A 14,179-nucleotide genomic window follows, 5' to 3' on the forward strand; every position below is an offset into this window, starting at 1 on the left:
ACTGATTGGTGGGTAGCTCCTTTAGCTAAAAAGCCGGTTTCAGGCACTATTAGCATTCCCGGTTCTAAATCTCTTACTGCCCGCCATCTAGTGCTAGCAGCCCTATCGGAGCAGGAAACTGTTTTGACTGGGGCACTTGTTTGCCGTGACAGCGAGTTGATGGCTGCCGCGCTGAGCCAGCTCGGGGCAAGCATCGTCCGCTCCGGAACAACTTGGACCGTGAGGGGCGGGCCTCTGGAATCAACAGGCACAATCGATTGTGGCCTGGCAGGAACCGTGATGCGTTTTGTCGCTCCTCTCGCTGCGGCAGCTTCTGGCAGTTGCGTACTGGACGGAGATTCGGGAGCGAGGGTGCGCCCTATGGCCGGGCTCGTGCGGGCCCTTCGCCAGATGGGCGCCAAGATTACTTCTTTGGGACAACCCGACCAGCTGCCCCTACGCTTCGAAGGAGGTCCGCTCCACGGCCCAGTTAGCGTGGATTCGTCGGCAACCAGCCAGTTCCTGTCGGCGCTCTTACTTGCCAGCCCCGCCGTAGGAGCCCCTTTCGAAGTAACCTTGCAGGGCAAGGCTCCGTCCCGCCCGCACGTGCAGATGACGCTTTCAGTGCTGGCCTCCCACAATGTCCAGGTCGAGGTGCGGGGCAACACTTTTATTTGTGAGGGCAACGCTCCCAGCGGAGGGCAGGTTCAAATCGAGCCCGATCTGTCTAACGCGGGCCCTTTTTTGGCCGCGGCAGCGCTCACGGGAGGTACAGTTTCCATTCCCCACTGGCCGGCAAAAACCACCCAGGTAGGAGCCCATTGGCAACAGATCCTACCTCAGCTTGGGGCTGAAGTATCCCTGCGCGATGGCCTATTTACGGTTCGCGGAGGAAAGTTGGTGGGAATAAAGCGCGACATGTCCGCCGAAGGCGAACTGGTTCCCACCGTCTTCGCCCTCGCTCTTTTTGCGCAGGGAGAATCGCACCTGTACGGGATCGGGCATTTGCGCGGGCATGAAACCGACCGGCTCAGCGCGCTCGCCACCGAGGCTAAAAAATTGGGAGCCCACGTCGAGGAGGGCCCAGATTATTTGCGCGTTATTCCCACCCAATTGCACCCGGCGGATATCTGCACCTACGCGGACCATAGAATGGCCACTTTTGCTGCTATTGTGGGGCTGCGGGTTAGGGTGCGGGTGGAAAATATTGCTACCACCGCAAAAACGCTGCCAGATTTTGCGCAAATGTGGAGGAGCTTAGATGGGCTGGCGTGACATTGGCACGGACGATCCTCGGGTGAAGGTGCGTCCTGCCCGCTCCTCGCGGCCGCGCTCGAAGAAGCGCCCCGACTATTCGCAGGCCCAGATCGCTTCCGTCATAGCTGTTGACCGAGGCCGGTTCACGCTGGCCGTCGGCAAGAAGACGCTCCACGCCGTAAAAGCCCGGGAACTGGGCAGACGCGGGGTGATCGTCGGCGATCGGGTCCGAGTGGTGGGCGATCTGTCGGGGAGCGCAGGATCCTTGGCGCGCATCGTGGTGGTTGAGCAGCGCCGCAGCGTGCTGATGCGCTCTACCGAAGATGATTCTTCTAAGGGTACCGAAAAGCCGATGGTAGCAAACGCCACCCAGATGGCAATTGTTACGGCCCTCGCCGATCCTCCTCCCCGTGTAGGCATGATCGACAGATGTTTAGTGGCTGCAGTTTCAGCCGGAATTGAACCTATTTTAGTACTCACTAAGACCGATCTCGCCGATCCGGAAGATCAGCTTTCCGTCTACAAAGATTTAGACATAGCACTCGTGCGTACCTCGGTTACTTCTGCAGGAATTGAGGGGATAGACGAGCTAGCGCACCTCTTTGAGGACAATTTGACCGTGTTGGTGGGCCACTCGGGAGTGGGTAAGTCCACGCTCATCAACGCGCTCGTTCCTACCGCCGAGCGGGCGACCGGGCACGTTAATGCCGTAACTGGCCGTGGTCGACACACGTCAACGTCTGCTGTTGCTCTGCCGCTGCCCACTTCCGGCTGGGTGGTGGATACTCCCGGGGTCCGCTCTTTTGGGCTTGCACACGTTAGTCCCCAAGATGTTTTAGCCGGCTTTACAGACTTGGCCGCCCTCGCCCAGAGGCTCTGCCCGCGCGGGTGTACGCACGGGGTCGATTCGCCCGACTGTGCCCTGGATTCAGGCCTCGCTGCCCCCGAACGAGTGGCTTCTTTCCGCAGGTTGGCGGCCTCGCGCGAAGCCGGCATGGAATCGTGGGAAAGGCCCTAAGGCTGTCTTCAACTGTCAGAGGTATGGCATAACCTGGAGAACATGAAGATCATCCATACTTCCGACTGGCATCTGGGCCGTACCCTGCACGGTGCCGACCTTAGCCAGGCGCAAGCCCTATTTATCGATTCTCTTGTAGGCCAGGCCCGCCGGGAAGCAGTGGATGCGGTTCTAATTAGCGGCGATGTTTACGATCGCGCACTTCCCTCAGCCGGAGCCGTTGACCTGCTCGAGGACGCGCTGGTACGCCTTACGTCTTTCACTAAGGTAATCGTTACTCCGGGGAACCACGACTCAGCTAAACGGCTCGGTTTTGGATCCCAGTTTTACCGCCCAGAACTAGTAGTGGTTTCCAAACTAGAACAGGTCGGGCAGGGGCTGTCGGTTGGCGACGGACTGGTCTATCCGCTCCCCTATCTGGAGCCACTCGTGGCTAGCAGATTTTTCGATACACAGCCGTCCCACCAGGCTGTCATGGAGGCGGCGCTTGCGCGGGTGCACGCAGATCTTGCTCGTCGGCGCCAGTTCGCCCCTCAGATCCCCGCTGTTCTGATGGCTCACGCCTTCGTGTCGGGGGGCGTCACCAGCGAATCAGAACGCGATATTTCCATAGGCGGGATGCAAATAGTTTCAGCCGATACCTTCGGAAGCGAGCTTTCTTACGTGGCGTTGGGGCATTTACACCGCAGTCAGCAGATTTCTGCACAGATTCCCATGTATTATTCCGGTTCGCCTGTCCCGTATTCTTTTTCTGAGGCCGCGGTTGCAAAATCTTCACTGCTAGTTACCTGCACCGAAAGCGGAACGCGGGTGGAAAAGTTACCCGTGCCGCAACTACGTCCAATTTCCGTTTTGCGTGGGACATTAGAAGAATTGCTCGGCGGCAACTTTGAAAAAGAACGCGAATCTTGGGTGCGTGCCGAGGTTACTGACACCTGTCGGCCGCCCCATTTGCATCAGCGTCTCCTAGCATATTTTCCGCACCTATTGTCAGTGGAATTCTTCGGTTCTGCCCACCTAGCTAAACTTCCTTCTAGGAGTCGCATTGAGCGGCAGGGAGCAGAGGTGACCATAGATTTCGCCAAACAGGTAGGTAGACGCGAGCTTTCAGAGAGCGGCAAAAAGCTAGTTCACGAGCTGTGGTATCAGCTAGAAAAAGGGGACGAACATGCGGCTTCTTAAATTGGCCTACTGCGGAGTCGGACCTTACCCGAAACGCCAAGAGATCAATTTCGAAGATTTTGAACCAGACGGGTTGATGTTAATTAGCGGGCCTACTGGCGGTGGTAAAACAACTATTTTAGATGCCATTGTTTTCGCCCTCTACGGTCGCATTGCAGATACCGATTCTGATCCCTCTCGTATGCGCTCGGCATATTGCGACCCGGCGGATCCCACGTGGGTGGAGTTAGAATTCGAAGTGTCTTCCGGCCAGTACCGCATACGCCGCTCTCCCGCTTATTTGCGCCCTAAAAAGCGGGGCACAGGTTTTACCGAGCAGGTGGCCACAGCCCAGCTCTTCCGGCTGAACGATTTAGCCAATCCTTTAGCTACCCGCCCAGTAGACGTGGGGCCTTTGGTAAACGATCTGGTTGGTCTAAATGCTGAACAATTTTGCCAAACCGTCATCTTGCCACAGGGCAAGTTCGACACGTTCCTGCGCGCCAAGTCCGACGAGCGCAAGAAGGTTCTGGAGTCAATCTTTCGTACTCAGAAGTACCAAAAGTTCGAAGACGAACTGCGAGGGCGTGCGAAGAAGGCAAAAACGGCCTCAAGAGAGGCTGCAGGCAAGGTAGAAGCCGCCTGGGGCGATTTCTGGGAGCAGGCTACAACGCAAGAACTAGCTTTCGACACGCGCACCCCCTCTGCACCCGAAGTAAGCCGGATTTTTGCCGGCCCTATCGAAGCTGCTACCCAGCATCTGGACCAGGCTCGCACGCGTCTGCGCGAACTAGACAAATCGCTAGCTGAGGGCCGCCAGATAATGGCGGCCCGCTCAAGGCAAGAAAAGCTTCAGGCCACGTTAGCTGAGCTGACTGCTCAAGAACCCGCTATGAAGGAACTTACTGCTTCTGTTGAAGCAAGCCACGAAGCGCGGCCGGTACTCGAGAATGCACGCTCCTACAATCGCGAAAAAGAACTTTTAGAGGGCGCTACTAAAGCTTTTGAGGTCGCCAGTGAAGCCGCCGAGTCCCAGATCGCAGAAATTGCCTTTTACCATCCCCAAGTTGCCTCCTGTTCCTCCGAGCTCGCACAGAAATTACTGCCCTACGTAGGGCTCGAAGCCGAACTGGCAAAGATGCGTACCGACCTGGCTAAATGCACCGAGCAGGTAAACCAGGCAGAATCCGATATGGCTGGCCGAAAGCGGGCTTTCGATCTGTCCCGGGAAAAAATTGAAAAACTACTTATCAAGGTCAAAGCCTCCGAAAACGCACTCGAGGCCTCCAAAGAGCACAAGGAAAAGCTCGATTTTCTGCAAGAGCAACAACGCGCCAATCTCAATTGGAAACAGGCCGCAGCAGAACTAGTGGAGGCAGCCGACAAAAAGTTTACAGCCGCGCGCGCCCTCGACACTGCCAAATCCAACGAGGAGCATCTAGGTCGGCTCAGAATGCAAAATTTAGCTGCCGAGCTCGCCGGCCACTTGTCCCCCGGCGTTCCCTGCCCGGCCTGCGGCTCTACTGCACATCCCAACCCTGCCCCCGCCAGCGGGCACCAGGTCTCACTTGCCGAGTTGACTCAAGCCTACAAAGACACTGCTGCAGCCACTGCGGAATTTAAAACGCTAGTCGAAAAGCATAAGCAAGCGCTAGCAAAAACTACGCAGGCTGAACAGGCGATATCCATTCCTGCGCAGCAGCTGGAACCCCAGCTGCAGCTGGAGCAAACCCTGTACGAGCAAGCTCGACGGCAAGCCGACAAACTTCCAAGCTACAGGCAGGATTTGGACCAGCAAAAGGAAACAGAAGCACATTTAGACACCTGTCTTGCCCTCGCTAAAGACGCGTTAGAACGAGCAAAGCAGCAAAAAGAGTCATTAGAAACGCAGATAACCCAGGCAAAGGAAAAGCTGGCGGGAATAAATACTGGTGGCCTATCGGTAGCTGACTTACACCAAAAGCTCTCGCATATTCAGGCCGGCCAGGTTCGCCTGAAAACTGCTGAAGAGCACCTGGCCTCAGCCTCGGCTAGTGCAAAACGCGCCCACCAACACCTACTAGAGGCACTTGCGCATACCAAGTTTGCCGACCTCGCCCAAGCCAGGGAACACTATTTAGACCAGGACGAACTATCCAAGCGCCTCGAGGTGGTCTCTACCTGGCAGGGAAAAAAAGAATCCTGTGCAACTCAGCTTGAAGAACCAGAACTGCAAGAATTGGCAGCCAAAGACATTCCCAACCTAGAGACTCTAAAGGCACGTGTAGCCGAAGCAGGAAAGTCTTCAGACGAAGCAAACCAATCCCTGGGAAGATTGCAGGCTCAGCGCGACAATCTTCTGGCGGCGCTAGGACGGGCAGAACGAGCCCAAGACCAGTTAGAAAAAGTTCAAGGAGAAGGCGCCGAAGTGCTGTGGCTAACCGAATTAGTCACGGCAGGGCCAGCAAACCAAGATTCAATTCCCCTTACCACCTGGGTCCTGCTCGAACGGCTCAACCAAATCTTGGAAGTGGCTAATCCACACCTGCAGGCAATGTCGGCTGGACGGTACGAGCTCGTCCGCACCAACTCCGACGGGGGGCGTTCTGTAAATCAGGCTCTTTCCCTCGCCGTGCGCGACCATTTCTCAGATACCGTAAGGCGCGCTTCCTCGCTTTCTGGAGGCGAGATGTTCTACTGTTCGTTGGCACTGTCGCTAGCGTTAGCCGAGGTCGTGAGCTTAGAGGCAGGCGGCATCGTTATCGAGACTATGTTGATCGACGAGGGCTTCGGAAGTCTGGATCCACAAAAATTAGATTCTGTGATGAGCCAGCTTCGGCACTCTTCAGCGGGAAGGCTGGTGGGAATCATCTCGCATGTACGCGAATTGGCTAACCAGATTGGCCCGAAGGTAGAAGTGATAGCCTCCGAATCCGGATCCGCCCTAAAAATTACCTCTTCAAGGAGGCTATGAGGCGTTCCCGCTCGGAAATGTCGTACCATTGCAAAGCCTCGTCCAGTGCCTCCTCCCAGCGCCCGGTCTCCGTTAGGCGCCTGGTGTCCTCGTCATCGACATGAATCGAGACTACATCGCCCCAGCCTACCTCCGGGGCCTGTACTAGGCCGCCCTCGAGCTCTTGGACGTCGGCATCGGCGGCGGCAACTATGCGCATATCACCGCCTAGCTCCTGGCACATTGCGCCGGCCGCCAGCATAGCCAAAAACTCGTAGTCTTCTTCCTCGTACCCATCTTGGTAGTAAAGCTTTTGGAACTGCTCAGTGGCAGCAAGTGCGGGCCGATTGGGCAGAGCCTGGGCAGCAAGTTCAGGTTTGAGCAAGGGAAGATAGATGCGCATAAAACTATTTTCGCATGTCTTTACGAGATCTGTAAGCGCGCTCCCCCGTAATCCTTTCAGCGAGTTTTGAAATACCTATAGACTCGTACGGTTTTGCTTCCAACAACGCTTTGGCGATACCGGGCCCGTCGTGGTCTATACCAACGATTTTCGTGTGGGCAAAGCGAGCCATCACGTCTCCGACATGGCGTTCGCGCATGCCCCCAATTACGCCTGTACCTGTGACTGCTACTACATCCGGCCTGTTGCCACGATCAACTTCGTCTTGGAAAGTTCCGAGTAAACGCCTGATTGCCACGGGGTCTGCCCGGCCAACCAGCAGGTGCGTATCTGCCTCGGCCAAGATTGCGTCCAATACGTCGTCCCTAGCTGGGCCGAATACCGTGCCGGAATCGTCAGGATCACTGCGCGCAGCCGTATCGACAATTACCCAGTCGAACATTGTTCTTGCCAGTTGCAAAATTTGCACCAGGGAAGGTCCAGGAACTTCTTGCCACTTGTGTGCCTTGTTCAAGCCAGTGAGCACTTTGAAGCCCGGCCCCTCTTCGAGGAGCATCTCGAATTCCAGTGCATCTAAAGCCCCCTTATCTGCTAAGCGGGCAGCTGCCGCTATAGCTGCGCTGGCATCTTCGATGCCGAGTGTCATCGCTACGGCAGGACCCGCAATATCGGCGTCGAGGAGCAGAACAGAGTGAGCTTTCCCAATATGGGCGGCCAGTGCCACAGCCAAAGTAGTGCGCCCTGGGGAACCGAGAGGCGAATTCATAGCCAGTACTTTGCCACTCACCTGAGTTTCAGTTTTGGGAGCAACCGGCTTCTCGACCTTCCTGGCTGGAGCTTTAGAAGCGATGGAGGATAAGATCGCGTTCTGCTCGGCGGGGACTACCTGGGCCTTCCCGAACTCGGTGAGCTCGTCGGATACCACTATTATTTGCAGGCCCGATTCGTGGAGTTGCTCCACGAGCGATACGGTAAGCCCATCGGCCCCCGCACTGATGATAGCTACGGAACCGAGTCCTGCCTCGGCTGCCCCCAGCAGTTCTGTCATGTCGGCACAGCGCCGTTGCACTGCAATGTCACGCCCAGCCGAAATAGCGCGCACCAAATCAACTTCGAGTTCGCCCTCGAGACAAAGTAAAACGCCAATCATCGGTGCTTTGCCACCGCTACGATTTTAGAACCGTTGCCCTGGGCGGCCAGCACCCTGGAAACGGATTCGTTCGGGACTCGTACCTCCAGGCGGACGCCCTCGGAAAAAGCCCGTTCTTCTTCCGTGGCCGCAACTAAAGACGCAACGCACATAAGCGCCGGTTCGTGGGCTTGTCCCGTTTCAGAATTGGCTACCTCCCATAACTCAATCTGGTCGCCAGTTTTTACAGAAGCCGGCAGCGGGGACCCTGCTGCTACCACCAGCGGTCGCGACTTGACAGAATCTGGAGAGGTCAATGCCGCTTTGGGAACTACCTCGCCTTTTCCTACAGGCCGCGCCAGTGGCCGATTCCCCTTTAAGTCCGCAGCCTGCAGGTATATGTCAGATTTTGCCCCTAAACCATCGACCACCATGGTGTTGGATTTGTTTAGTACCGCGCCCGCGGCCAGATCTGTCTTGGCCGCTACCATCGCGGGACCGCCACTACTGCGATCGATAATGAACCAACCGGCCAGTGTCGATCCAATAATGAGCACAATTCCCGCCAGGAGTCTGGGATCGCGAAGCCTCATTGCATTAGCCATCTTGTCTCCGTTTGCCGTTTACAACCTTTACCATTCTGCATCGGTTTTGCCCTGCGCGAAAGCGGAAAGGAATATTTCACTGCAAACAATAATACATAAACTGTAGACATCAAACATGCTGATAGAGCATAATATAGGTATGGAACCTAGGTTTTACACAATCTCTGACGTTGCAGACCTGCTCGCACTTTCAGAACAGGGCGTACGCGCAATGATCAAATCGGGCGAATTACCGGCCATTCAAATCGGCGGGCGCAAGCAGTGGCGCATCGAGAAATCGGTACTCGAGGACTACATCCAGTCGGCCTACGCCGCTTCGGCTCAGAAGGCCAAAACCATCTAGACAACGCGCAGGCTTTCTACTAGTTCCAGACGCACTACCGTCTTTCGATCCAACTCTAGGTAGTCCTTTCCCACCCCACTTATGTGCCCGCGCCAAGACCTACCGGTGGTGGAAGTAAGTAGCACGCTCCTCCCGGTACGAGCAATATTGCGCATCACCATCCCGATTCTTTGCCGCGCCTGCAAGGGCGATTCAACATTGCCAGCCCGCCCGGGGTCACTAAATGCGGCCACCGCCGCAATGGCCACAATTACCAGGTTAGAAGAGGCATCTACCAGTTGCGCCCAAACGGAATTTACCTCCTGAGCAAAGCCAGCATGCCTGGCTCCTGAAATCATCTCTAAAGCTACAGGCGCCCCTTGCCGCTCGCGCAGCAAATCCGCCAACGTAACACTGAGCCGGGCAGCCTCTGCTAACTCATGCGCCTCTTGGAAGCGCTCAACAGAACGCATCCCCTCAAAAGCCGCTTCCAAAGAATCCAAAAAGTTCATAGTCAAATTTTACTGTTGACACGCTCACATTTTTTGAGTTAGCGTTAGGTATCAAACAATCTCAAACATAACGATTAGGGTCGTAATGAAGCGATTAGTAACCATTGGCGCTAGCGCCACATCTCTAGTTGCCCCAACCAGCACCGCGTATTGCGCGAGCATGGCTATAGATTCGCTCCGCCAGTTCATCTGCGCAAGCGTGCCAGCTAACCAGTTTTCTGCCCTCATTGCATTCTTAGTAGCTAGCGCTGGCACTATTTTTAGCTTGTGGTATGCCTTAGGCGGTTTAGCTTTACTCGTCGCCCAGTTCGCTCCCGCTAAAACCTCCGCGGCAATTAGGCGTTCGCTGGGTAGGTATGGCCCTCCACTTCTTCGCAAAGCCGCAGGCGTTGGCATTTCCGCCTCCGCCCTGCTCGGAATGTTGCCGGCAACGACGCTGCTGGCAAACGCCTGTCCACCGGCGAGCTCATCAGCTGCAACTATCGACCTGGGCCCAGGGAACTCCCCTTTTGATCTAGCTCCTGGGAAAACTAGTTCATCTTCGTACTACAAGGTGCGCGAAGGCGACTCACTTTGGGAAATATCGCAGTACTACCACCGCTCCTTACAAACCCTCTACGAAGCGAATAAGGCCGTCATCGGCTCCGATCCCAACCTAATTTACCCCGGCCAAACCCTCTCTATCCCAAAGGAAGACAAATGAGTACAAACCTTCTAAATAAAGCAAAATTAGCCAAGCTGGAGCCAAAGCGCCCGCTAGATGCACCACCCACCCGCACCGAAATTCGATCTTTCCAAGCCGGCACAATTGACCATCGCCCACGGCTTGCTGTAAACCAGCAACTTCCCAAGCTAAATATGCCAAAGCCTGGCCCCTGGGCAGCTAACGTAGCCAAAACAGCTATCGAGCTTTTAACCGGGTTTCGTCCCACCTCGCCTCTGCGCCAATGGGTCTTACCAGAAATTCACGACGCACTCCTTACCCGCGTCCAGATAGCCCGCCAGTCCCGCAGGAATGTGCCAGCAAAGTCTGCCCGCATCATAAGTTGCCATGTCGAGGGCGTGCGCGCACTAAAAAGTGGCAACCTCAAAGCTGTCGAGGCTGCCACTGTAATCTTCGACGGGAAAAAATCTAGGGCCGTAGCACTCCGGCTGGAACCGCTGCGCGGACGCTGGGTGGTTACGGCCCTAGAAATTGGCTAGTTGCCGGAACGCTTCGCCTTTTTTGCAGCGCGCCTTTGGGAGCGATTCAGAGGACGCTCCGACTCTTTTTTCGGGGATTCTTCCGGTTCTGAAACATTTTCTGAAGGGCCCGAATAAGCGACCTGCGCAGGTTCTTCTTCGGCGCCTACGGTACCCATAACGGAATCAGAGTGCGCGTTTTGTTCTGCCTCCATCTGTTCGCGAACAGCTTTGAACTGATGGGCAAAACCGAACACAGACGATACGGTGTCCTGGCGGATACGCCCCATCATCGCAGTGAACATCTGGGCGCCCTCCGAAGAATACTCCACTAGCGGATCGCGCTGCCCCATGGCCCTCAGCCCAATGCCTTCTTTCAAGTAATCCATCTCGTATAGGTGTTCACGCCACAACCTATCGACGGTGCCAAGCAGCACGCGTCGCTCTAACTCGTTCATAGGCGCTTCCCCCAGCTGCGAGATAGCAATGGGGTTGTTATCTACTTCCTCGACTGCTCGGTTATAGGCTTCCGAGATATCGTCCAGCAGGGCCTCGGTTACATCTTCTGCTGAGAGAGCGAGGCGGCCTCCAACTTCCTCTTCCAACTCCTTGATCTTAATACCAATCGGGTAGATAGAGCGCAGTTCAGACCACAGTTTCTCGAGTTCCCAATCCTCGGGGCTGCCCTCGGCCGTAACTGCTGCAACAGATTCGCGGATAACCTGATCTATAAAACCGGGAACCTGCTCACCCATATCCACCTTGTCATTCAGCACCTGCCGGCGCTGGTCATAGATTAGTTCGCGCTGGTCGGTCATAACGTCGTCGTATTTCAAGACATTCTTACGCATTTCGGCATGCTGAGCCTCGACCTGACTCTGCGCCGATTCAATAGTGCGCGATACCAGGCGGTTCTCTAGAGGTAGGTCCTCGGGGTATGCGCCGGAAGCCATAATCCGCTGCGCGAAGCCCGTAGCAAACTTCACCATTAGCGGATCTTCCATCGACAAGTAGAACCTAGATTCACCCGGATCGCCCTGACGGCCAGACCTACCGCGGAGCTGATTGTCGATGCGACGAGAATCGTGACGCTCAGTCCCTAGCACGTAGAGACCACCAAGTTTCTTGACTTCGTCGTGTTCCGCCTTCACCGTGGCTTCGGCCTTGGGTAGCTCTTGTTCATAAGCCTTGCGATATTCATCCAGATCTTCCTCCGGATCGAATCCGGCCGCACGAACCTTTTGTTCCGCAATGCGCTCGGGGTTGCCACCGAGCATGATATCGGTACCACGACCCGCCATATTAGTTGCCACGGTTACAGCGCCCTTGCGCCCAGCATCGAAAACAATCTCGGCCTCACGTTTGTGCTGTTTAGCGTTCAAAACAGTGTGCGGAACACCAGCTTCCTTCAAGAGCTGCGAAAGCTCTTCGGATTTAGCCACGTCAGTGGTGCCTACCAGGACCGGCTGCCCCTTCTTGTGCCGAGCAGCGATGTCTTTCACGATCGCAGCCAATTTGCCCGCCCGGGTCGGGTAAACCAAATCGACCTGGTCCTTGCGGATCATGGGTTTATTGGTGGGAATGGGGACAACCCCAATCTTGTAAGTATTGTTAAATTCGGCTGCTTCAGTCTCGGCAGTACCGGTCATGCCCGACAACACATCGTAAAGGCGGAAATAGTTCTGCAGCGTAATAGTTGCCAAAGTCTGGTTTTCAGCTTTTACCTGCACCCCTTCTTTGGCCTCAATGGCCTGGTGAATGCCCTCGTTATAGCGGCGCCCTTCCATGGTGCGGCCGGTGTGTTCGTCTACAATGATGACTTCCCCGCCGCTAACAATGTAGTCCCGATCGCGCTTGAACAACTCTTTCGCTTTGATGGCATTATTCAAGAAGCCGATTAGTGGCGTGTGGGCAGCCTCGTAGAGGTTTTCAATTCCGAGCATGTCCTCGATAGATTCTATGCCGGCCTCAGTTACCCCAACCGTGCGCTTCTTCTCGTCTACCTCGTAGTCTTTGCCACGCTCAAGTAGCTTTACCATCTGCGAAAACTTGGTGTACCACTGATCTGCCTCGCCCTCGGCGGGACCAGAAATGATAAGTGGCGTACGAGCCTCGTCAATCAAAATCGAGTCAACCTCGTCGACAATCACGAAGTAGTGCTCGCGTTGCACCAGGGCGTCGACAGACTGGGCCATGTTGTCGCGCAAGTAATCGAACCCAAATTCGTTGTTGGTGCCATAAGTTATGTCGGCGTTATACTGCTTGCGGCGTTCGTCGGGGCTCTGGTTCGCCACGATACAACCAACAGTAAGGCCCAAGAAACGGTAAACGCGGCCCATGAGCTCACTCTGATAGGAGGCCAAATAATCGTTTACCGTAATCACGTGCACGCCTTTGCCGGCGAGAGCGCGCAGGTAGGACGGCATGGTAGCAACCAAAGTCTTACCTTCACCGGTTTTCATTTCGGCAATATTGCCCTCGTGCAGAGCAATGCCACCCATAACCTGAACCTTGTACGGGCGCAGCTTTAGTACTCGATCAGAGGCTTCGCGCACAGTAGCAAAGGCGTCGACGAGAATCTCGTCTAAAGTAGCTCCATCTTCTAACAACGCCTTAAATTCGGCTGTTTTGCCTTGCAGTTCCTGGTCGCTGAGGGCCCTGTACTCATCTTCCTTCGCGAGTACTTCCCCGGCTAGCTTTTCTAAGCGACGCAGCGTCCGGCCTTCGCCAATACGCAGAATCCTGTCGAGAATCGACACGTGAGCTCCTTCAGTTGATCGCACACAACATGCCTAGTCTAACGGCCAAAGTAGGGCGCGTAACAACTGGAGTCCATCACATTTTCTGAGGGCGCAAAAGATGACCCGGCCTTCGCCATTGAAGACCGGGTCACGCCTACACCACGATCAGTGTTCTACCCTGGCGTTCAAACGTAGAACGCCGTAGGTCCAGCCGTGCCTGCGGTAAACCACGCAAGGCTGCTCCGTTTCAGAATCTACAAAAAGGTAGAACGGGTGCCCGACCAGCTCCATCTGGTAGAGCGCCTCGGATACTGTCATTCGATCTGGCTCGTGCACCTTCTGGCGAACGATTATGGGCGAATCACCCAGCTGATCTTCGCGCTCTTCGCCGGGCTTCAGCTCGGATGCCGGCTTAGCGTTCTTGTCGATTGCCTCCGGCGCATCGGCTACATTGAGCTCAAACTTAAGCGCCTCGATATCCAGCGGCTTTTCGGCCTCGTGTGGGTTTACCCCCCTGCGGTGGTCCTTTGCCCTATCGCGCGCTCTGCGCAGCCGTTCATACAATTTTCCTGCCGCAATATCGACGGCGGCATACCGATCCGAAGAAGAAGCCTCGGCGCGAATCACCGGGCCTTTGCCATGCACAGTCAGTTCGATGCGCTCTGCAATATCTGCCTGACGCGGATTGCGTTCGTGGTTTAGCTCCACGTTCACGCGTTGGGCTCGTGGATAAAACTGACTTACTTTCGACACCTTTTCTTCTACATACTCGCGGAAGTTCGGGTGAATCTCGGCATTTCTAGCATTGACGATAATATCCATTGTGTCCTCCGGGGCACTCCGTTGGCCTAAGGCCATCTTGTAGATACCAACCGCACCGTTAGCGGTGGTTATGCGTTTAGTTACCACCCCTTTCCACAAGAGCTCAGGTAAGTACC

At 55.5% G+C, this 14,179-nt stretch carries 12 protein-coding genes and 1 pseudogene; 7 read left to right on the forward strand and 6 right to left on the reverse strand.

The genetic code is table 11. The features are described from left to right. Nucleotides 1-87: 87 nt before the first annotated feature. From aroA to G437_RS0102025, 4 genes and pseudogenes are all read left to right on the forward strand, one after another. A pseudogene (gene aroA, locus G437_RS0102010) lies at nucleotides 88-1,254 on the forward strand (3-phosphoshikimate 1-carboxyvinyltransferase); the annotation flags it as partial. After that, complete coding sequence (gene rsgA, locus G437_RS0102015) at nucleotides 1,241-2,254, forward strand: ribosome small subunit-dependent GTPase A (protein ID WP_024330930.1); 1,014 nt, start codon at nucleotides 1,241-1,243, stop codon at nucleotides 2,252-2,254. The pseudogene aroA and the gene rsgA, both read left to right, overlap by 14 nt. 42 nt (nucleotides 2,255-2,296) lie before the next feature. Further along, complete coding sequence (locus G437_RS0102020) at nucleotides 2,297-3,436, forward strand: exonuclease SbcCD subunit D (RefSeq protein ID WP_024330931.1); 1,140 nt, start codon at nucleotides 2,297-2,299, stop codon at nucleotides 3,434-3,436. Then, entirely contained in the window at nucleotides 3,423-6,368 is a 2,946-nt protein-coding gene (locus tag G437_RS0102025; protein WP_024330932.1) for an AAA family ATPase, read from the forward strand. The genes G437_RS0102020 and G437_RS0102025 overlap by 14 nt, the downstream gene beginning before the upstream one ends. On the opposite strand, the gene G437_RS0102030 is transcribed toward G437_RS0102025, so the two are convergent. From G437_RS0102030 to G437_RS0102040, 3 genes are read right to left on the reverse strand one after another with little or no spacing between them, the layout of a single operon-like run. Further along, a complete protein-coding gene (locus tag G437_RS0102030; protein WP_024330933.1) occupies nucleotides 6,346-6,750 on the reverse strand; it encodes a DUF6912 family protein in 405 nt (134 codons plus the stop codon). The two genes, G437_RS0102025 and G437_RS0102030, sit on opposite strands and share 23 nt — an antisense overlap. 4 nt (nucleotides 6,751-6,754) lie before the next feature. After that, the gene (locus G437_RS0102035; protein ID WP_024330934.1) at nucleotides 6,755-7,900 is read right to left on the reverse strand and encodes a CpaE/TadZ family protein; all 1,146 of its coding nucleotides are present in this window, start codon (nucleotides 7,898-7,900) and stop codon (nucleotides 6,755-6,757) included. Further along, nucleotides 7,897-8,472: a hypothetical protein gene (locus G437_RS0102040; protein WP_070622401.1), complete on the reverse strand. Its 576-nt coding sequence runs from the start codon at nucleotides 8,470-8,472 to the stop codon at nucleotides 7,897-7,899. Before G437_RS0102040 ends, G437_RS0102035 begins: the two co-directional genes overlap by 4 nt. A 151-nt stretch (nucleotides 8,473-8,623) precedes the next feature. Between G437_RS0102040 and G437_RS0102045 the strand changes: the two genes are divergently transcribed. Then, the gene (locus G437_RS0102045; protein WP_024330936.1) at nucleotides 8,624-8,827 is read left to right on the forward strand and encodes a helix-turn-helix domain-containing protein; all 204 of its coding nucleotides are present in this window, start codon (nucleotides 8,624-8,626) and stop codon (nucleotides 8,825-8,827) included. On the opposite strand, the gene G437_RS0102050 is transcribed toward G437_RS0102045, so the two are convergent. Beyond that, nucleotides 8,824-9,318: a hypothetical protein gene (locus tag G437_RS0102050; RefSeq protein ID WP_024330937.1), complete on the reverse strand. Its 495-nt coding sequence runs from the start codon at nucleotides 9,316-9,318 to the stop codon at nucleotides 8,824-8,826. The two genes, G437_RS0102045 and G437_RS0102050, sit on opposite strands and share 4 nt — an antisense overlap. A gap of 85 nt (nucleotides 9,319-9,403) precedes the next feature. Between G437_RS0102050 and G437_RS10445 the strand changes: the two genes are divergently transcribed. Continuing rightward, nucleotides 9,404-10,021, forward strand: a complete 618-nt coding sequence (locus tag G437_RS10445) for a LysM peptidoglycan-binding domain-containing protein (protein ID WP_024330938.1) — start codon at nucleotides 9,404-9,406, stop codon at nucleotides 10,019-10,021. Beyond that, a complete protein-coding gene (locus G437_RS0102060; protein WP_024330939.1) occupies nucleotides 10,018-10,521 on the forward strand; it encodes an Rv3235 family protein in 504 nt (167 codons plus the stop codon). Before G437_RS10445 ends, G437_RS0102060 begins: the two co-directional genes overlap by 4 nt. On the opposite strand, the gene secA is transcribed toward G437_RS0102060, so the two are convergent. Together secA and hpf are read right to left on the reverse strand one after the other, a co-directional pair. Beyond that, nucleotides 10,518-13,259, reverse strand: coding sequence for a preprotein translocase subunit SecA (gene secA, locus G437_RS0102065; protein ID WP_024330940.1), 2,742 nt, complete (start codon nucleotides 13,257-13,259; stop codon nucleotides 10,518-10,520). The genes G437_RS0102060 and secA overlap by 4 nt on opposite strands. 147 nt (nucleotides 13,260-13,406) lie before the next feature. Next, nucleotides 13,407-14,063 (reverse strand): ribosome hibernation-promoting factor, HPF/YfiA family, encoded by a 657-nt coding sequence (gene hpf, locus G437_RS0102070; RefSeq protein WP_024330941.1) that lies wholly within the window; start codon nucleotides 14,061-14,063, stop codon nucleotides 13,407-13,409. Nucleotides 14,064-14,179: the final 116 nt, after the last annotated feature.

This window comes from Winkia neuii subsp. neuii DSM 8576 (assembly GCF_000420405.1).
In the GTDB taxonomy this organism is placed as follows: Bacteria; Actinomycetota; Actinomycetes; order Actinomycetales; family Actinomycetaceae; genus Winkia; species Winkia neuii.